Below are 21,092 nucleotides of genomic sequence, written 5' to 3' on the forward strand. Positions count from 1 at the left end.
CTATTCTTTTTTATCCGTTATCACTAATGCATTGTGAACGGTAAAAGTATGCGTTCCGCTCGTCACCACATGTACATTTGACTCATGTGTATCGCAGTCACTAACTACAGGGATCTCTACGGTACACGTAGTTCCCATTGGTACAGTGACAGTAACAGTCACATCATTGCCATTAAGCTGCCACGCCGACTCAATAAGACCATATGCAGTATCGACACGAGCATGAGCGCTCGTCACATCTCCACCGATAAGCGGATGTACACGGAAAGTCTTATACGCAGGTGAAGTGGCTTCAATTCCGGCAACTCGTTGATAGAGGAAAGCTCCTACAGCGCCAGAAGCATAATGATTATAGGAGATCATTGTGTCTGTACCGTCGTCTCCAATTGGACATTCACCGTTAGCATCCAATCCGTCCCAGCGTTCCCATATCGTGGTTGCTCCCATAGCGACCTCATAGAGCCAGCCAGGGCACAAGCGGTTGAGCAGCATCTTATAAGCTACGTCTGCGCGACCATTATCAGCGAGCGCGAAAAGAATATATGGCGTTCCGGGGAAACCTGTGCCGATAGTATACTGCCCTTTTTCCACGAGCGACGCTAAATTCGCAACTGCTTGGGAACGAGCTTCTTCAGGAAACATATTCAGATATAACGGCAGAACGTAAGCAGTTTGGAACTCATTCGTAAGCTTTCCGTGGCCATCTGTAAATTCACGGCAGTACGCATCTGCGACGTTGTCAGCAAGATTATTGTAATACTGTTCGTCAATAGTTTCGCCAAGAATTCCAGCGATACGAGCAAGAGTACGACTTGTATTGTTAAGGCTAGCGGTTGCAGTCCATGGACTACGTGCCTGCCATTGGCTCATCTGAGGCACGTCAGGCGCTACCCAATCACCAAAGTGCAGTACTGACGGAGTATTCCAAATGTAGCGTTTATATCCTGCGCTGAAAAGCTTTGCCCAGAATTGGCATGCTTTAACGTACTTTTTCATAGTCGGATACATACGGCGCAAAATGCTCTCGTCGCCTTGTGACTGGTATAAAGCCCATGGGACAAGCACACATGCATCACCCCACCAGTCGATTGCCATTTTCGGCATCGTTGCAGGGAATCCATACCCTTGCACTGGGACGGTATTTGGTATACCACCTCCACGTGTTTGCTCGGCTTGCACATCCTTAAGCCACTTCTCTAAGAAACGACTCATATCGAAGTTGAAGCATGCAGTTGGTCCGAAAACAGCGATATCGCCTGTCCAACCCATACGTTCATCGCGTTGAGGACAGTCCGTTGGTATGTCAACGAGATTAGACTTAGCACCCCATGTAATGTTACTTTGTAACTGGTTGAGATCACTATTCGAGCATTCAAATTCCCCAATATGATTCATATCTGAGTACAGCGCTATGCCTTCCACATCAACACTGTCGCCATTAATGCCCTCCACACTGATATATCGGAAGCCCATATACGTAAAGCGCGGGGTGTACTCCTGCTCACCCTCAGTACACGTATATGTAATAGTCGCCTTCGCTGTGCGCAGGAAGTCAGTATTCAAACTTCCATCACGATTCAAAATTTCCGCATGCTTAATAGTTATAGTCTGCCCCTCATAGGCATTGTTAATTTTGAGGCGCACAACGCCAGCGAAATTTTGTCCCATATCATAGATGATGCTGCCATCGTCCCGTTGTGCACATTCAACGGGAGTAAAAACTTCATGCGCGCGCACAGGAGCGCCATACTCTGCAGTGATTTGAGGATTGATTGCGAGCTTCTCTAACGCAGCATTGTGCCAATGATAGTCCCCTGTAGAGTCCTGCCTCCAATAATTCGCACGCCGTGCATCATATGTTTCCCCGTCGTAGATGTCTGCCATACGGACAGGGCCATCTTGGCTTACTTGCCAATCATCTGCAGTGCCGATAACATCCTGTGAACCATCTGTATAAGTAATTCTTATTTCTGCAAGTAACGCCTGTCTTTTCGCGCTTACTCGGTTAACGCGGGTAAATACAAAGGAGCCGACTGCCCATCCACCAGCTACAAGTGCCGTAAGCACATGTTTACCAGAAATTACATTCGTAATATCGTACGTCTGGTATTGCAAATTCGTCTTATACGAGGTAAATCCTGGGGCGAAATAACGTTCATCCAACAATTTGCCATCTAAGGCCAAATCATAAATGCCCATAGCAGTCGCATAAATACGAGCACTTGCAATTTCTTTTCCAGGAGCTGTTTCAATAATTCGTCGAAATGCTAATGGCTGAGGGGATACTTTCTTCTCTGTAAATTTATACGTCCCATCTGTGATCCACTTTCCGGACCATGGACTGCTCATACGTCCCGTTTCAAACCTTGCATTCCTGTGTGCAGTTTCCCCTGCAGTGTCTGTAACACTAATCTCAACTGTATAGGTTGTATATGGTTGAAGAGGTTCTCCCTGATAGCGAATAGCGATTTGATCTCGTGTGTGGATGCTCCACGAGCCTACTGTTATCACAGCATCCGCAATTTCTGCGCCCTTCACATCGCTTACAGCGCTAAAAGAGATACGTGGATGTGCTTCGTCGGTTACGCATCCCGATTCCGTATTCTCAACAGTGATACGCGTAATTGATAACACAGAAAACCCCTTTAGTTTCTTCCCGCACTCTGTACTTTCGCCGTACTGAGTTCTTTATCTAAAATTAGATTCGCTCAGAAAATGGAGTATCTCAATCGCAGTATCATGAAAGGGTATTGAAACGTCACGAACTGCACAGTTCACAGAAAATTAGCATTTATTTTCTGTCTCTTTTTCTGTCTCTCAGGGGCAACACGATATTAACTATAAAAATCTGCCCACGAGTTGTAACCGACATGGTTCCGTTATACCGGTGAGTCAGCATTCGCATAGATTGCATACCAAAACCATGGTAGTTCCTATCATCTTTAGTTGTTTTCGCTATGCCATCAACAAATTCACGCTCTCCCTTAAAAGGATTTTCTACGTGGATAACGAGCATCCCCTTATTCGCCCTCACTGTGAGGCGAATATAACGCTGTTGAGGATCGTCAAGAGATGTTACTGCTTCCATCGCATTATCTAAGGCATTGCCGAACAATGAGTACACATCTGAGGCAGCCATAAAATCAAGATGAGTGCCATCCACCATACGATCAAGTTGAATACCGCGTTGTTCACAAATAAGCGCTTTATTTGTCAAAACTACGTCCAACGATTCATTCCCCGTGCGTATGGATGAATCATATATCCTTACTAAATCTTGCATTTCATCAATTTCCGATTGAGAAATTCGACCGTTAAGCAGTGATAATTGTTTTTTCAAATCGTGCGTTTTGATATTAATCAATGCAATTGTTTCTTTATCACTCTCGAGCTGGCCTTTTTGCTGTTCCAGCAATTGATGCAAAATCGCATTATCTCGCTGAGCACTCTCTCGCTCGGCAACTTCACGCAGCATAAGCAACAGAAAGACACACGTAATAATGCGCGTAAGCACGAACATTAAATACGCATTCGGATTAATATACAAACCATTTATATAAGAATCAAATAAACTCGAGAATACCCCTACACATAGTGCCACTCCCACAGTCATTACAAGGAATCTTCCGCCAATGCGCTCAGGAAGATTATCCTTAAGCGGCCTAGCAAAAAGAATATACGCAAGAATCATAAGAGGGATTATGAGCGCAGGGTACAGTAAATTTTCACCATTGATGTGGTGGAAAGTATCTTCTATAGAAGGACTAAGGATGCGAATAATCTGAGCGGTACTGTAGACAATGTGCTGTAGTGCTAATGAACTAGTGGTATAAAACCCTGCTTGGCGAATATTGAGATTAAAAGTTGTGCGTAAAAATACATAGCACAGTAAGTAGCATACGATAAGTCGAGCGATAACAAAGAGCGCAGTTTGTGGTACGGGAGCTACTTGCCATCCCCACAAAGCTACGAGAGATAGTCCGGCACAACTTACACCGCGAATAATTGAATACTTTCGTCGTGGAGCCCACCATGTGAACATCATGGCTACACATAGCAGCTCAATCATGAAACCAGTTGCAGTAAAGAACTGCACCATCGCACTCATTTTTACTCTTTTACCTTCATGTTCTTACTTCTGTTTCGTTTACTCAAGCAGCTTTATTTTCCACTATACTTATGCGCTCATCACAGAATGTAATCATTACCGATAACTTCTGCTAACTGTTGCATAAAATCATGACGATATGCACGCCCGATAGGAAGTTCCTCTCCGCCTATGAGAGTGATTGAATTGCCGTCAATCATATCTATATGGCGAGCGTTAACAAGAAATGGTTTACTACAACGCAAAAATCCAGCGCCACTTAAGCTCTCTGCCACTTTCTGCAGACTGCCCGTTCCCGTGATGATACCGGATTCGGTGTGATACGTCACATTATGTCCGCGTACTTCAACATATGAAATTTCGCGCATGAGAATCTTACGTCCACCACCTCTAAACGAGACGACGATTGATTCCATTGCATTGCGAGCAACAGCGACTGCGCGTTCAATCTTTCTCTCAAAATCGCTGTATGTAAAAGGTTTGATAATATAATCGAGGGCTTCCACTTCATAGCCCTGTGCCGCCAGTTTCGCTAAATTGGTCACAAATATAAGCACTGTCTGATGGTCCATCTCACGTAATTTATGAGCAGCTTCCATGCCGTCCATATTCGGCATCTCCACATCCATAAACACGATATCCCACACCGGGTTATACCCTTCCAAAAAAGATGTGGGTTCGCGAAAACGTACTATATGGAACTGCACGTGATTCTTGTTAGAATACGAGCTTATGGCATCGTGAAGTGCACGCGCATCCTCATCGTTGTCTTCAACTAGAGCAACTGTCAGCATGAGGATAGATTATCACATCTGACATCATATAACGCGCTTAGTCGTTCCACGCAAAGTCTCGTATACCATGAGTAGATTACCGGGAGTTTTTTGCAAATCCTCCCGTCTGCTCGACTGTCAGTGTATTTACTTAGTTTTTCTTATCTTTCTTCATAATTATCGCGGTCAACGTCAGACACGTAATTGCTCAGAATGCAGTAATTGCTTGGAAAGTGAGCAGTAATTTAAGCAGTTGCTTTGTCCTCATAATCCTCGTGTCTCCTCTAAATTTTCTTGCTGAGAACCTTTGAATATCTGAAGTGTCTTAATGTATTCCACATTCCGCACTACGCACGCTCAGAAAAGAAACGCGCGATATCGCCCATCTCCAGCCCGTCAAAATTCTCAATAAAATTATGAGCAAGACCCAGCTCACGCGCATTAATACTTGAATACCCCGTAACAGACACCCAAGCGGCTCCACTCTTCCCAGCAGCTGTAAGTCCAGGAACGGAATCCTCAAAAATTAAGCAATCTTTAATATCAACACCAAGCTTTTGAGCTGCAAGAAGATACGGCTCCGGGCTTGGCTTATGCGGTACAGGGGTTTCATTGCAAATGTATCCATGTAGAGAACCTTCCGGCGCCTGCTCAACTAAATTACGCGCCATAGGCTCCGGCGAGCTTGTTACTAGGTACTGTGGAATATCTGCATCCCGGACCATCGTCAGCACGTCTGTGACTCCTGCAGTCCATGGCAAACGTTCCACTTCTTTGCGATATACATAATCCACCATGAACTCAATAATTTCTTCCGCTGATAAATCAGGTACTCCAGCTTTCTGCATGTATTCTGCAACGAATGCGAGTGATGCGCCCTGCAAGGTCTTAGCGATATTTGGATCCCACTCTTTTCCTGCACGAGCGAGCAAAGCCTCTTCACTCTCACCCCAGTATGGTTCTGAGTTAATGAGAGTTCCGTCCATATCCCACATTACAGCTGCTGGAAGTTTCGTTGTAGCCATATATATTCCTTATTCCTATGCGACTTGCTCATCTTTTTGGTACGTACTTGCGAGTACCCGTATCATTCATTTCACGCATGTACATGTAACTTTCGTCACGTTATGCCTTGAACGATATTAGCGAATAACTACTATATTTTCTCATATTTTTGTGAAAAACTTACCTTTAGACGTACATAATACGTGTAGCGCACATATAGGTATGCAATCGTATTACCGCTTTTGGAAAGGGATAAACATGACAAAAATTCTTATGGTTGTAGGCTCACAACGTCGTAACGGTTTTAATGACCAGCTTGCTCATACTATTGCTCAGCGTATCGGCGACCGTGCCGAAGTATCCTTCTTGGATTATTCCGAGCTCCCATTGATTAATCAGGATATTGAATTCCCTACTCCAGACAGTGTTTCTGCTCTTCGTAAGGCTTTCTCTGATGCTGATGGCGTATGGTTCGTCACTCCTGTATATAACGGTTCATTCTCTCCTCAGGCAAAGAATATTATTGACTGGGTTTCTCGCGCACCTGAACTTGGCGGCGATCGAACTTCTGCACTCTCTTTTGGAACGAAGGCGACTTTCTCTAGCGCATCAGGACATCACGAAAGCGGCCAGGCAATGCTCTCAAATCTTGCAGGTGTAGCAGAGTTCACAGGAATGGATGTTCTTAAGGATAATATGTTCCACCACGAACTCACTTCCGAATGGGCAACCAATGAAGTTGTACTCTCTGAAGAAGAACTCACAGCTCTTGATGAGCAGATTGTAGCATTCTTAAACAAAATTGCTTAATATCTAAAAGTTTTTTGCAAAACAAAAGACGATACGATAATGGCTGAGCTTCACCTATATTTGGTGAAACCCAGCCATTTTATTGGTTAATCAACCAACACTTGACATAGCTATGAATGTAGTCATGTCAAATACCATAACTATGGGCGTACACGTACCTTGATAGCTTCACGCTGATCCATAGCACGGTAACCTTCAGCGATATCATCGAGATCAACTGTCTTCGTAAAGACCTTACCCGGATGAATTTCACCCTTATAAATCAAATCAATAAACTCAGGCAAATACTTGCGAACTGGAGCAGGTCCACCCATCAAATGAACTTCACTGAAGAAGAGCTGACCGCCATCAAGCTGAACGCCGTGGGAAACGCCTACATACCCAACGTATCCACCAGGGCGGCATGCAGAAATTGCCTGCATCATGGATTCCTGAGTACCCACAGCTTCGACAACTCCATCAGCGCCAACACCGTTGGTCATTTCCATAATCTTTGCTACGCCAGCTTCACCGCGCTCTTCAACGATATCAGTTGCACCAAATTCGCGTGCCAAAGCTTGACGATCTGCATGACGACTCATAGCAATAATGCGAGAAGCACCAAGTTGCTTAGCAGCAAGAACCGCACTCAAACCTACAGCGCCATCACCTACAACAACGATGGTCTTTCCTGGTCCTGCTTGTGCCTCATCAGCTGCAAACCAGCCAGTACCCAATACATCTGATGCTGCTGTCAAATCTGCAAGTTGCTCTTCTGTTGGCTCTCCTGGAGTTGCTACCAATGTGCCATCAGCAAGAGGAACTCGTAAATACTGTGCCTGTGCTTCACCAACGAATCCACCATGCATGCATCGGCTAGGATATCCGCCTTCGCACACAGCACAGGTACCATCAGAAAGGCAGAAGCTACCAACTACCACGTCGCCAGGCTTAACAGTCTTAACATCAGAGCCAATTTCTTCCACGACGCCTACATATTCATGACCCATACGTCGAGGCTCTGTCTGCTCGCCTTCCAGGCCACGATATGGCCACAAATCGGAACCACACACGCATGTGGATAACATTTTGATAACGGCATCTGTTGGTTCGACGATAGTTGGACGCTCAACTTCTTCTACGCGTACATCGCCAGGACCGTACATGAATGTTGCCTTCATTTTTGGCATTATTCCTTCTCCTTCGATACCCCTTATAGGATATTCATCAGATTTAATCTCACTACTAATTATATATTTCTCTATATGCCCTTTCGTCGTAAAATGAACCCGGTACCCACATTTTGCCTATAAGCGTAGAAATGATACTCCCGTTTTAGAGGCCTGAACTACACCTTGTGCTTGCGTAATTTCACCATCAATGAACGTTCATAAATAGCATATAAATTAGGGCATTTCTCGCCAAATTTAGACGGTATCCAGTGATACACTTGTGGTTAGTTTCATTCCCCTATTCGTACTTAAATATTGAGTTATTCATGTGTATTTCCTGTATCTATGCACATGCGAAATGTAAATATTTCTGTGCGTATAGGAAATGAGGAACACGAGATAGCCAAGAAAATAACAATTTTCTTCAGTGAATTTGTGGAAATTGCACCACTAGCTGATGTAAACCGCATCTACTGGAGCGCTACCTGAAAAGATACCTTTCGCAATGCGTTATACAGGTTATATGCACTATCCCTGTGCTATCCCTGTGCACATTGTCACTGATTTCTTTTCAATTCGAGATTTGTTATATCTTGACGAATACAGAAGAGATAGAGCTGACTGAACAACTGAGTTACTCACAAAATGCTTCTTACCATGAATGGCACCACTATGTTTGTATAAGGCATCTCATGCACATTATACGAAGCATTATTGGAAGAGTTTACAAAGATAACCAATTGTTCTCAGCAACATACTATGGGGAAGGAGCATAATGGCGGATTCATCATCAACCACTACTACTGCAACTGACCAGACCAAGCTTTCCATTCGCGAGCGCGCCGCATTGAACCAAGCAGAGCTAACAATGCGTCATCTCGATGAGAATAATGGATATGGAGATGGCGACGGATCAGTACGCGACTTTTTTACACTTTTTAAGAGTTTACGCCAATACAAAGCAGTGACCATTGCTACACCAATCTTTGTAGCTTTTGAGGCAATTTTTGAAGTCCTGATTCCTACGTTAATGGCATTCCTTATTGATGATGGGTTGTCGAAGCACAATATCACCAATGTATGGATGTGGGGCGGTATCCTCTTAGCGGTATCCATTGCTTCATTGCTTTTCGGCATCTTCGCAGGTCGTTTTGCTGCACGCGCTGCTACAGGCCTTTCAAGGAATTTACGCCACGATTTATTCGAAAAGGTACAAGGTTTTTCTTTTACGAACATTGATCGTTTCTCATCCGGTTCTCTTGTTACTCGCTTGACTACCGATGTGACTAACGTCCAAAATTCCTTCCAGATGCTCATCCGTGTGGCATTCCGCGCACCACTGATGGTTATCTTCGCATGGTTCTTCACCTATAGAACCAGCCCAAGCATCTCAATGGTTTACCTTATCTTGATTCCAATCGTTGGCGCTGCCCTTATTTGGCTTTCCATGAGCGTTCATCCTATCTTCATTCGCGTTTTCCGTATCTACGATCGCCTTAATTCCAACGTGGAAGAAGACTTAGCAGGAGTTCGCGTAGTTAAGTCCTTCACTCGTGAGGATTATGAGGACACCAAGTTTAAGTATGTCTCACAAGCTATCTATCACTTCTTCGTAAAGGCTGAGATGCGTTTGACATTCTTCAACCCGATTTTGACGGGGTCAATTTACGTTGCAATGCTTACCCTAAGCTGGATGGCAGCACACCAGATTGTTGCTTCAGGGAACCGCTCCGAATACGGCTTAACGACCGGTGATTTAACTTCTCTTATTACATATACTATGCAGATTTTGATGGCTATGATGATGATCTCATTCGTATTCATCATGATTATCATTTCTCGTGCATCCGCAAGCCGAATTGCCGCTGTATTAAACGAAGAATCCACAGTAACCACTCCGGATAATCCGCTGACTGAAGTAGCAGACGGATCTATTAAGTTTAAGGACGTCTCATTCCGTTATTCTGAAAGCTCCGAAAAGGAAGTCCTATCTCACATTGATATCGACATTCCTTCTGGTTCTACCGTAGGAATTGTAGGCGGTACAGGTTCAGCAAAATCATCGCTTGTGCAGTTAATTCCACGTTTATATGATGCGACAGATGGTTCAGTACGTGTCGGCGGACGAGATGTTCGCAATTACGATCTTGACGTTCTTCGCAATGAAGTGGGCATGGTTTTGCAGAAGAATATTCTCTTTACCGGAACAATTGCAGAAAACTTGCGTTGGGGAAACCCAAATGCTACAGACGAAGAAATACGCCACGCAGCACATTTAGCGTGTGCTGATGAATTCATTGAGCAATTCCCTGACGGCTATGATTCTCACGTAGAGCAAGGCGGTGCTAATTTCTCTGGCGGTCAGCGTCAGCGTCTATGCATTGCACGCGCACTACTAAAGAAGCCAAAGGTATTGATCCTTGATGATTCCACTTCTGCAGTGGATACCAAAACTGATGCAAGTATTCGCAACGCATTTGCTAAGGAAATACCTGATACTACTAAGATCATCATCGCTCAGCGAATCAGCTCAGTCGAGCACGCTGATCAAATTATCGTTATGAATGAGGGCAAGATTCTCGATCATGGAACGCATGAACAGCTTATGCAAACATGTGAGGAATATCGTTCAATTGCTCAGTCACAAAGCAAGGGAGGTGCTATCGATGAATAATACGACTCACCTTGATGAGAAGCTCGATGACAAGCTTGATGAGACGCGCAATGCTAATCAAGCCGATCAGAAATCATTATCCCAACCTAAGGAAGAGAAAAAGAACGTGAAAGAACGCGAGGGAGCAGCTCCTGGTACGTTTATGCGTTTAATGCGCGTACTTGTTAAGGGCAATGTTGGATTGCTATCTGTCGTTGTAGTGTGCATTATCATTGGCGCAATTGCTAATGCAAGTATGGCACTTTTCGTGCAGACACTGATTGACAACTATATCCTGCCATTAGTTGGCACATCAGATCCTGATTTTGCTCCGCTTGCCCGTATGCTCGGTGTTATGGCAGCCGTGTATGCAGCCGGCGTTCTCACTAATCTTCTCTATGCTCGTATTCTTGTTCGTATCGAGCAAGGCACACTGAAGAAGATTCGTGACGATATGTTCGAACATATGCAAAAGCTTCCAGTACGTTTCTTTGATACGCACCAAAATGGCGATATCATGAGTTTCTACACAAACGATACTGATGTGCTGCGCCAAGCAATTTCTCAATCCATTCCAGCTGTATTTTCTTCAGCAATTTCCATGCTCACAGCATTGATTTCTATGTTCTATCTGAGCGTGCCATTTGCTTTGGGAACATTAGCTTATACAGCTATCGTTGTTATCGTCATCCGCTACATCACGACTACATCAGGGCGTTTTTTCGTAAAGCAGCAGCAAGCATTGGGCGATGTGAATGGTTTTATCGAAGAAGCAATCAATGGGCAGAAGGTAATCAAGGTCTTTACCCATGAAGAAGCTTCTCAAAAGCAATTCGATGAGCAGAACGATAAGCTTTTCAACGCCGCATGGACAGCAAATGCATACGGTAATATCACTATGCCAGTTGTGGGCAACCTTGGATATTTGCTCTACGTTCTCATTGCATTGGTCGGTGCGTATGCAAGTTTGAGCGGTTTCGCAAACTTCGGATTCGCTGGAGCTTCGGCATTGACAATTGGTACACTTGTATCCTTCTTGACCTTGTCGCGTAGCTGGATCAACCCAATTGCCCAGATTTCTAACGAATTTACGATGATTATGCTCGCTCTTGCAGGCGCATCTCGTATCTTCACACTGCTTGATGAGCCAGTTGAGGAAGATCATGGTACGGTAACACTTGTTAACGCTATGGTGAAGTCTGATGGAACTATAACTGAAACGTCTAAGCACACCAATGCATGGGCGTGGAAGGTTCCTGCTGATGTACAAATTCGCGAAGACGTAGCTGAAGTATACAAGCCATCTCACGGTCTGCGTACCCGTTCTACTCAAAATATTGATATAGAGCACGCTTCAGCGCTTAAGGGTCTTATCGGTAGCATTTCTGCTGAAAGTACACCATCTCGAAATTCCCTTCAAATGGCTAATACGGATAGTTCAGGACAGACTAGCTCTGAAGTGTACTCGCTCCTTCGTGGTGATATTCGCTTCATGAATGTTGATTTCAGCTACAACCCTGAACGCGAAATCCTACACGATATCACTCTATACGCTGAGCCAGGTCAGAAGGTAGCTCTCGTTGGCGCTACTGGTGCAGGAAAGACAACTATTACAAATCTTGTCAACCGTTTCTACGACATCCGCTCTGGTCAAATTCTTTATGATGGAATTGACATTTCTGATATCAACAAAACGGATTTGCGTCGAAGCCTTGGCGTAGTACTTCAGGATGTTAATTTGTTCACCGGAACGGTCATGGATAATATCCGCTACGGCAAACTTGATGCCACCGACGATGAATGTATCGATGCTGCTAAATTAGCGAATGCTGACGGCTTCATCCGTATGCTTCCACAAGGCTACGATACCGTAATATCCGGCGATGGTAGTGGTCTATCCCAAGGACAGCGCCAGCTCATCTCCATTGCTCGCGCGGCAGTAGCTGACCCACCAGTCATGATTCTTGACGAGGCAACATCATCCATTGATACTCGTACTGAAGAAATCGTTCAGGCGGGAATGGACGCGCTCATGGAGGGACGAACAGTTTTCGTCATCGCTCACCGATTGTCTACTGTTCGCAATTCTGACGTGATTATGGTACTTGATCATGGTCGAATCATCGAACGAGGCAACCACGAACAGCTAATAGCTCAAAAGGGCCAATATTACCAGCTCTATACCGGAGCATTCGAGCTTGAGTAAGGGTTTGAGTAGTAGCTTTTGGTTAGTGCTTGACATAGGGCAATAGCCAGAGTCTTCAGTAGATTATCTGGCTTCTACCCGGCAAGTGCATAAACCATACGTGCGAGTAATTACAGGTTACTCGCACGTTTTTTATACGCCATATCAGCTCAACTTCCCTCGCAATAGCTAGCTTCTAGGTCTTCGGATCCGTTTAGCTTATCTCTCAGTAATTAGCTTCACCTTCAGAAGTTGTGAATGCCTGGCTTCATCCATCTTTTGTGCATAATGGGTCGTACTTCTTACCAGTTTTAGCATCTGTAAGCATGAAAGTGTCCCGTTTTACCCAAAAGTACAGAAAATTATCCCTGCCAAACTGGGATGAGATTTATGAAAGTAATTTGTACAAGCTCTTCCCGTTTTACATAAATTAAGGCGTGCGCCTCTACTTGCCTAAAGAGACGCACGCCTTAATATTCTTATCTGTGCTTTTATCTGTTTTTTATCGACACCTCATCAGCGCTTCGCTAACAGTGTAGCTACTTATCGCGCTTATTTACGACGATTCCAGCGCATACGAGCTGCGACCATAGCTCCCATACCCGTTGCAAGGATTATCGCTACGACTACAGCAATCACATCTACACTTGCACCGGTATGTGCCAAAGCAGGACGCTGAGTAGATTGTGTATCACTCGTATCGTTTGATGGAGTCTGTGGTTTGTTAGCCTCATAAAGCACAATAATTGTTTCATCAACGGAATCAGCAGTTACTTCAGCCTCATCAATCGTTGCCTTATCCGGATCTCCGTAGCCATTAATAGCTGGTGAATCTACAGCATCGAAGGTGCCAGTCGTCCACGTACCATATGTGATTGCTCCTGTGACTTTGTTGCGCACATTGGTACGAGTTAATGTCACAGTCTGCTTCATCTCACGCGAAACAACCCTGCCATTATCCTTGTCCTGATACTGAATAGTACGCGTGATTATCTTAGACTCTGGTACATCTTCTACAGCTTGGTCATAAGGCAAAGTGATTTCCTGATTTTCAGTATCTACTGTTACAGTTACTACCCCCAGAACCCTCAGGAGCCTCTGTTGGACTTACATAATTCGTAATATTCGGTATAGTAACTGCATCCCAAGAACCAGTAGACCATGTTCCTTCAGTTTCTACATCGCCTGTAACAGTATCAACCGTATTAGTACGCGAAATAGTTACCGGAATAGTCACATCGGACTTAATCGTTGCACCTGTCACTTTATCGACATAGTGAATAGTACGCGTAATCGTCTTGGTCTCAGTTACCGTTCCCAACTTGTGATACACATGGACAGTATCCCCATTCGTAGTATCTTCATGAGTTGAGATGTATTTGTAACCAGCAATATCCTTTTGATCAACTGTTCCTTCAACAGACGCCGCAAGAGAATTTCCTGCTTCATCTTCAAAACGAGTCATAATCTTGTGATAATTATTTCGAATATCGCCGTTTGGCAAAGTGTCATATCCCATGAACTTATAGCCTGGAATTTCGAATCCTGGCTGCTTGCCAATTGTACGCGGACGAATCACCGTATTAGGCTCATCAAAATCGTAATACGTTGTATTTGATACTGCACCAGCTATCACGACAGAACCCTGAACGGTGTACAAATTATTTGCTGGAACTGACTGTCCTGCAATGGTTTGCGTTGTCTGTGGAACAGTAAAATTCCGATTATTGTTCGTAAAATTATTTTGAGTTAGTTGAATAACATTACTTCCAAGAGTTAATACTGCTGTACGTAACTGCGGTACTGTTCCCGACACAACTGTTACAGTAATAGAATTTTCCGTAACGTTCGAAACTCGCAGAGTGACGGTTGGCGAAGTCATAATATACGCGCCATTGCCATTAACAGGGGTAGCTGGAGTAACCTGTCGACTGATAGTTTGAGTCACCGGTTCGGTGCTCACTCTATTCGTGATAAATTCAATTCCCGAAGCGTCAGAAAGATTAATCGTAACCTGGTCGCCAGCAGTCAAATCTTTCTGCGGCACAATCGTCAACGATGTGTTGGTACTCATATTTTGACCAGAATCAAACGAAATAGTACCAATGATTCCCACGCCTGCGCTCACCGTTGCAGGGATAGTGCGCGTAATGTTGACTGTATTTTCGATACTTCCTGTACCATTTACCGCAGTAATGGACTGCTGAAGCACGTAATCATGATTCGACCACACAACTGGCATACTGACACCACGAGAGGCGAATGTATATGTCGTTCCTGGACCGTGACGATCAATTTCGCTGTTAAATACAGCTCGAACAACGCCCTGCCATGATTCAAGAGTTGTATTCTGCTGGCGATTAGGATCACCGCTGCTCTGCTTATTCACTTCAGGAACGACAGCGCTGACAACCTGTAGTTTGCCGATAACGGATCCATCCTCAGCTTTAATGTCTGAATTATCAAGAGTTGTAGTTGCTACATTCTTAAAAACGTATTCAACATAATCTCCTGCAACAGGCTGCTCCGTGAGGACTGTCTTCACTTCCAACGATTGGCCGGTAACAGAAGCAGAACTTCCAGTAGCGGAAACTGTTCCACTAATAGTACTAGCAATTGCAGTACCTGCAGCATATGCATGAAGTGGGTTAAGCAAAACAACAACTGTTAACGTCATGGAAAGCGCAGCTATAGCGCTTATAATCTTCTTTAAACTTTTATGATTCGTGCTATTCATAGCATGACGAGCGTGCATGAGTAGTACCCTTTCAATCTTTTACATCCGCGCTGTATCAATTTCATTATCTTGTCATCCTCATGTCGTTCACCTACGCATGATAATTCATCACTGATACAGTTCCATCTTTTTTTCAGACTTCACATTTTACAGATAGGACATCTAATTTCTGTATATTTCTTTAAAATTTCACTGAAAATATACTGTGATTTTGACCACATATTAAAAAATTGCTTCTCAGCAAACACTACCGAGAAGCAATATCAGTCTATTGCGACAACCCCCGCTTATCGCTCTGCAATCAGTTTATATTTCATTGCAAGCACGATAACGTACGCTATGCAGATACTTATAATAAGAATTCCACCAATCTGCCCCATGACGTCGGCCGCCAACCCCATCAATGGAGGGATGACAGCACCACCAACTAAGCCCATTATCATCAAACCGGAAATCTCATTTTGGTAGTCTGGTAGATGATTAAGAGCTTGAGCAAGCGAAATACTAAATACATTAACATTTCCAACACCTGCAAGGAATGTAGCTACCCAGAATGCCCATTCAGGTGCATTTCCCGGAGCAAGTAAGAAATAGAAATACAAGATAGCAGATAAGCCTAGGACGGTTGCACACCAGCGTAACCCCGCCTTACTACTAATCTTTTGCAATACGAATCCACCCGCAAAACTACCAATCATACGGCCGACAAAATAAACCATCGTTGCAGTAGTTGCCATGCTTAGGCTAATATCAGTTCGCTCCATAATAATGCGTGGCGCCTGAGCATTAATACCTACATCAATTCCTACATGAGCAACAATTGCTAAGAAACATAAGAGCACAGTTCTGTCGCCGAGCAATTTCACTGTATCCGTAAATGAAATAGACTTTGCTGACACCTTAGGCTCATCTATCTTATCGAATTGCAGTGCGATAACTCCCACAACCGCGATAGCTAGATAAATAATATAAATTCCCCACCACGCATTAAACTGCACCAACAACCATGCAGCGATATATGGCGCGATAAGCGAAGCTAGAGCCTTAACAAACTGTCCTAAAGTAAGCATCGAAGCCAAGCGATCAGACTTAACGAATAAAGACATAAGCGGGTTCAACGACACCTGCATTAACGCATTACCAATTCCCAACAAGCAGAATGATATGACGATAAGAGAGAATCGGGCCGTTCCAGAAGTCGCAATGTATGCTACAACAGGAATGAACATCGCAGCAACAGTAACCCAGATAGCTACAACTACCGTATTTCTACGGCCGATCTTGTTCATTAACATCCCTGTCGGGATAGAAAGAACTAAGAACCAGAAGAAGACCATTGTGGTAAATAAGTTTGCCGTCGAATTCGACAAATTAAATTCTGGCTTAACGTAATTCGTGGCCGTTCCGACGAGATCAACGAATCCCATCGTGAAAAACGCGATAAATACTGGAATTATTTGAATAATTCCTAAACGCCCTGAAGTGGACTCGTTATGCGCAAGCGTATTATTTTTTGTATCTGAGGAGACCATTATCTACCCCTTCTCTTTATTCTTATTGCGATACAAGTCACGTGTAGTAAAGCTCGCGAAGTGCTAATTATATATTTATTTAGAATGCATCTACAAGGCGCTAAGAGCGCCCTACGAGTGTATGAGCAACTTATATTCTGTTACCTCCACACTACACCATTTCTGAGACTGAAAGCGATTTCATATCAGGCAATAATAGATATCACAAATAATAACGCTTATTTAAGAGGATTTATTGTTATTATTGCACAACATTTATGCAAACGATTGCTATTTGTCGTTTGCATTGCATAAGTTAGCAAGCTCAATGGCTTATCGAGGTCGAGATGCTGCTACTTGAGCAGCTGCTTTCGCCATCGCATTTAGCCTGTTAAGTTCTTCTGCCTGTTCCACTGTGCTTATAGGTTCGAAATTCCCATAACGATGTTCAGCTGCTTTACGGATGAGTAAATCAGCGAGTTGCGGATTTTTAGGAAGAACAGAGCCATGCATATATGTGCCAATGACGTTATATTTCCGGGCTCCTTCAGTGTGGTCTACGCCATTATTGCCTGTACCATCAGCTTTGACTTCCGCCCACGGCTCGGTTCCATCATCATGAACAAATGTTTGTCCCGAGTGATTTTCATAACCGACAATCGTACCACATTGCGCATTATGCTCTACAAGGTTTCCAATCATACGCGTATCTTGTCCCACCGTATGCACTCCTAGAACATTGATCCCCGGAAGGCGCACACCTTCATTCGTTTCAAAATACTCGCCAAAAAGCTGATACAAACCACAAATAAGAAGCATTGGGACGCCAGCTTGCGCTAACTCATGAATTTTTTGCGATCTCGCAAATAAATCATCACTTATCGCAGCTTGTCCTTTATCTTGACCTCCACCACCGAGGACTAAGTCAACGTGTTCAGGCCATGCATCACCGACATTATATTTGTAGATTCGTGGCTCATATCCATACAAGCGAGCGCGTAAAGCAATCGTCTTAACATTTCCTGTGTCACCGTAGATATTCATATCTTTCGGATACAGCGATACAATGGCAAGTTCTCGTGTATTTTCAGTCATTACAACCCCGCATCCTCTACATGCGTTATCTGGCTTAAGCTCTTACGAACGGCAAGCATTGCGGTATATGTGCAGTATATGTGTTTATCCACACCCCGTGTGCTCGCAATGAATTCTTCAAGGCAAGAATTGATGTCATCATTTACATTTCGAACAGGAACTTCATCATACGCTAGTCGAAGAGCCATATCTGTGGCTCGAACGCCAGACACAGCTTCTACACCCGAGTCCGTAAGCGTCGTAAAGTCCACATCCCACAACCAACTCATATCGCGGCCATCAGCATACTCATCGTTAATAACAATCATCGTTTTATGGTTAAGAGCGTCAAACGATTTAAGAGCCAGTCTAAATCCCATAGGGTTCTTAACCAAGATAAGCTCTACCTTGTCACCATTAACGATAATGGATTCCCCTCGTCCAAATGCAGGAGTTACCGTCGATACTGCACGAATAATATCACCGTGCATATTCGCCCGCGACTTATCACCGTTTTTCTCGTGCGATTGCGCTGATGCCACGTCATTCATAATCGCTTCGACAATTGCGAGGGCACCTGCAGCATTAAAAGCGTTATACACACCCTCAAGCTTAAGATTAGTATCATAGCGTGAGGCATTATCAGCAAATTCAAATTGTGCTTGCTGGTTATGTACTTTCGTCAGCGTGACAGCAGCAGGGCGATAGTGCGACAGCGTGAAATTGCGCGAATCTTCCGTATCATCAGAATTGTACATAGTATCGTCAGATGGGAAGAAACTTACTAACTCATCTGAAAGACCGTAGTACGCAATGTTCGCCCCTTGCGAGACCACATCGGTCAAGGCAGCTATTCGTGGATCTTCACGGTTGAGGACAACGGTTCCAGTCGTTTTTTTAGCTACTGTCGCCAGCATCTTCGCCGTAGTATCGATTTCTCCAAAACGGTCTAATTGGTCACGTAACACATTCAGCAATAGGGCATATCGCGGCTGAACTTTATCAACAAAGTGCACAGCGTATGCTTCATCAAGTTCAAGAACTGCTATATCCGCATGAAGTTTTCCGCTCATATCAACCGCGTCAAGAAGTGCCGAAACAACACCTCGAGTGAAGTTCGATCCTGTAGGGTTAGTAAAAACTTTTAACCCTAATTGCTCAAGCATAGACGAGACGATGCGAGTCGTGGTCGTTTTACCGTTTGTCCCCGAGACGAGCACAACTCCATATGGAAGCTGCGCTAAGGTTCGAGCCATAAAATTAGAATCAATCGACTCAATAACACGTCCAGGCAATGCAGTTCCGCCGCCTCGCAATCGTGCTACAGCGCGTACAGTTTTACCAATTGCTGGTGTTAATGCTGATAGAAATGAGTGAGTCATAGACCTTATACCTTTGTTTTCACGCTTTTGCGCTTATACGCCTTGACTATAATCCATAGCCATATCGGTAAAGCGCGATAAATGCCCTTGGAAAGCAAGAGTGAATGTCGCTGTAGGACCATTACGATGCTTCGCCATAATAATATCTGCCTCACCGGGGCGATCTTCAGGATCGTACGCATCAGGGCGATGAACCAGCATAACCACATCAGCATCCTGCTCAATCGAACCTGATTCTCGCAAATCAGAAATCATTGGCGTGCGGTCTGCGCGAGCTTCAGCGCCACGATTAAGCTGAGACAAAGCTACGACTGGAACTTCCAGCTCTTTAGCTAACAGTTTTAAGGAGCGTGAGAATTCGGAAACTTCTTGCTGACGCGATTCCACTCGTTTACCAGAACTCATCAGCTGCAAGTAATCAATGACCACAAGTCTCAACCCTTGTCGTGACAGACGTCGACATTTTGATCGAATCTCCATCATGCTCATATTTGGCGAATCATCCAGATAAAGAGGCGCTTCAGCAATACTATCTTGGAATGCGTTGAGCTTTCGCCACTCATCTTCGTTAATGTTTTCAGCATCGCGCAATGCCTTGAGCGTGATACCCGTTTCCGCAGCGATGATACGTTGAGATAATTCCAGTTTGCTCATTTCAAGAGAGAACACTGCAGTTGGAAGTCCATGATGCAGCGCTGCAGAACGCGCAAAATCGATACCAAGAGTCGATTTACCCATACCAGGGCGACCTGCCACGACAACCATTTGTCCTGGCTGCAAGCCATTTGTCACATTATCAATATCTCTAAAGCCCGTAGGAACACCCGGAGTTAATGTTCCTGCTTGGATTTCTTCGATGTGATCAAGTGTATTCTTTACACTTTCACCAATGGATTGATAATCTTGACGTACATGACCATCTGAAAGCTGATACACGGAGTTCTGAGCTAAATTCACTACGTCTTCAGCATCTGAACTTTCCGCACTAAAGCCCATTTGAGCAATACGAATACCCGTTTGAATAACGTCACGCAGCATTGCATCACGATGTACAATTTCCGCATAATGAATCGCATTAATCGCAGCTGGAACTGAATGCACCAAGCTCGCCAGATAGTCTACGCCATCAACTTTTTCTAGTTCCTGCTTAACGCGCAATGTGTCCGCAACGAGAACAGGATCGACCTGCTCGCCACCAGCAAATCGCTCTACTATCGCGCTATAAATCGTTTGATGCTTTGGAATGTAAAAATCGTGAGCATCAATAATTTCGCTCACTTCTGCGATGACATCATTGCTCATGAGCATACCGCCTAGAACGGCCATCTCTGCAGTTTCATCATATGGTGGCATTCCACCAAAAACATCATCCGCGTTACCAGCACGATTTTCACGATTATTTATCCGATTGTAAGAATCGCGATACGAATCACGTGAACTTGAGAAATTACGTCCAGCATTGTTTTCAGGCATAAGCCTATTCTATTCGGACAACTGTAGGAATAACGTAAAAAATAGCAATAAACTGAATGCCATCTGTGGATAACACATGAGGAAAACCTGAGTTATCCACATTTTTATGCGTGTCGCGCGTGGATAACTGGCATATTTATCCACATTATGCGCATAACTCAGTGGATAACTTGAGGATAAACGTGTCGTTAATCTCAATTAGTGATTTCAATTTTCCCTTCGAGTGCAAT

14 protein-coding genes are annotated in these 21,092 nt (G+C 44.2%); 3 read left to right on the top strand and 11 right to left on the bottom strand.

Going from position 1 to position 21,092, the window contains the following annotated elements; translation table 11 throughout:
* From EJ419_RS04110 to EJ419_RS04125, 4 genes are all read right to left on the bottom strand, one after another.
* On the bottom strand, positions 1–2,634 hold the full coding sequence (locus EJ419_RS04110) for an alpha-L-rhamnosidase (protein WP_131283876.1): 2,634 nt from the start codon (positions 2,632–2,634) through the stop codon (positions 1–3).
* Between the two features lie 157 nt (positions 2,635–2,791).
* Positions 2,792–4,108: a sensor histidine kinase gene (locus tag EJ419_RS04115; protein ID WP_131283878.1), complete on the bottom strand. Its 1,317-nt coding sequence runs from the start codon at positions 4,106–4,108 to the stop codon at positions 2,792–2,794.
* Positions 4,109–4,188: 80 nt separating this feature from the next.
* On the bottom strand, positions 4,189–4,902 hold the full coding sequence (locus EJ419_RS04120; protein WP_131283880.1) for a LytR/AlgR family response regulator transcription factor: 714 nt from the start codon (positions 4,900–4,902) through the stop codon (positions 4,189–4,191).
* 326 nt (positions 4,903–5,228) lie between these two features.
* A complete protein-coding gene (locus EJ419_RS04125) occupies positions 5,229–5,906 on the bottom strand; it encodes an HAD family hydrolase (RefSeq protein ID WP_131283882.1) in 678 nt (225 codons plus the stop codon).
* Between the two features lie 238 nt (positions 5,907–6,144).
* On the opposite strand from EJ419_RS04125, the gene EJ419_RS04130 reads away from it, so the two are divergent.
* On the top strand, positions 6,145–6,696 hold the full coding sequence (locus EJ419_RS04130; RefSeq protein WP_131283884.1) for an NADPH-dependent FMN reductase: 552 nt from the start codon (positions 6,145–6,147) through the stop codon (positions 6,694–6,696).
* Positions 6,697–6,836: 140 nt separating this feature from the next.
* Here the strand turns inward: EJ419_RS04130 and EJ419_RS04135 are convergent, their stop codons facing one another.
* Entirely contained in the window at positions 6,837–7,865 is a 1,029-nt protein-coding gene (locus tag EJ419_RS04135; protein WP_240680331.1) for a zinc-dependent alcohol dehydrogenase family protein, read from the bottom strand.
* Between the two features lie 757 nt (positions 7,866–8,622).
* Between EJ419_RS04135 and EJ419_RS04140 the strand changes: the two genes are divergently transcribed.
* Together EJ419_RS04140 and EJ419_RS04145 are read left to right on the top strand one after the other, a co-directional pair.
* On the top strand, positions 8,623–10,521 hold the full coding sequence (locus tag EJ419_RS04140; RefSeq protein WP_131283886.1) for an ABC transporter ATP-binding protein: 1,899 nt from the start codon (positions 8,623–8,625) through the stop codon (positions 10,519–10,521).
* Complete coding sequence (locus EJ419_RS04145) at positions 10,514–12,706, top strand: ABC transporter ATP-binding protein (protein WP_420836911.1); 2,193 nt, start codon at positions 10,514–10,516, stop codon at positions 12,704–12,706. Before EJ419_RS04140 ends, EJ419_RS04145 begins: the two co-directional genes overlap by 8 nt.
* A gap of 531 nt (positions 12,707–13,237) precedes the next feature.
* Here the strand turns inward: EJ419_RS04145 and EJ419_RS04150 are convergent.
* The 6 genes from EJ419_RS04150 to dnaB all read right to left on the bottom strand — a co-directional run bounded on the left by EJ419_RS04150 (position 13,238) and on the right by dnaB (position 20,862).
* The gene (locus EJ419_RS04150) at positions 13,238–13,720 is read right to left on the bottom strand and encodes a mucin-binding protein (protein WP_131283888.1); all 483 of its coding nucleotides are present in this window, start codon (positions 13,718–13,720) and stop codon (positions 13,238–13,240) included.
* A gap of 16 nt (positions 13,721–13,736) precedes the next feature.
* Positions 13,737–15,440 carry a mucin-binding protein gene (locus tag EJ419_RS04155; RefSeq protein WP_131283890.1) on the bottom strand — a complete coding sequence of 568 codons (1,704 nt, stop codon included), beginning with the start codon at positions 15,438–15,440 and terminating at the stop codon, positions 13,737–13,739.
* A 269-nt stretch (positions 15,441–15,709) separates the two neighbouring features.
* Positions 15,710–16,954 carry an MFS transporter gene (locus EJ419_RS04160; protein WP_131283892.1) on the bottom strand — a complete coding sequence of 415 codons (1,245 nt, stop codon included), beginning with the start codon at positions 16,952–16,954 and terminating at the stop codon, positions 15,710–15,712.
* Positions 16,955–17,266: 312 nt separating this feature from the next.
* A complete protein-coding gene (locus EJ419_RS04165) occupies positions 17,267–18,028 on the bottom strand; it encodes a type 1 glutamine amidotransferase (protein WP_131283894.1) in 762 nt (253 codons plus the stop codon).
* Complete coding sequence (locus tag EJ419_RS04170; RefSeq protein ID WP_131283896.1) at positions 18,028–19,389, bottom strand: Mur ligase family protein; 1,362 nt, start codon at positions 19,387–19,389, stop codon at positions 18,028–18,030. The genes EJ419_RS04165 and EJ419_RS04170 overlap by 1 nt, the downstream gene beginning before the upstream one ends.
* A gap of 33 nt (positions 19,390–19,422) precedes the next feature.
* Positions 19,423–20,862, bottom strand: a complete 1,440-nt coding sequence (gene dnaB / locus EJ419_RS04175) for a replicative DNA helicase (RefSeq protein WP_131283898.1) — start codon at positions 20,860–20,862, stop codon at positions 19,423–19,425.
* Positions 20,863–21,092: the final 230 nt, after the last annotated feature.

This window comes from Alloscardovia theropitheci (genome assembly GCF_004332295.1).
GTDB lineage: Bacteria > Actinomycetota > Actinomycetes > Actinomycetales > Bifidobacteriaceae > Alloscardovia > Alloscardovia theropitheci.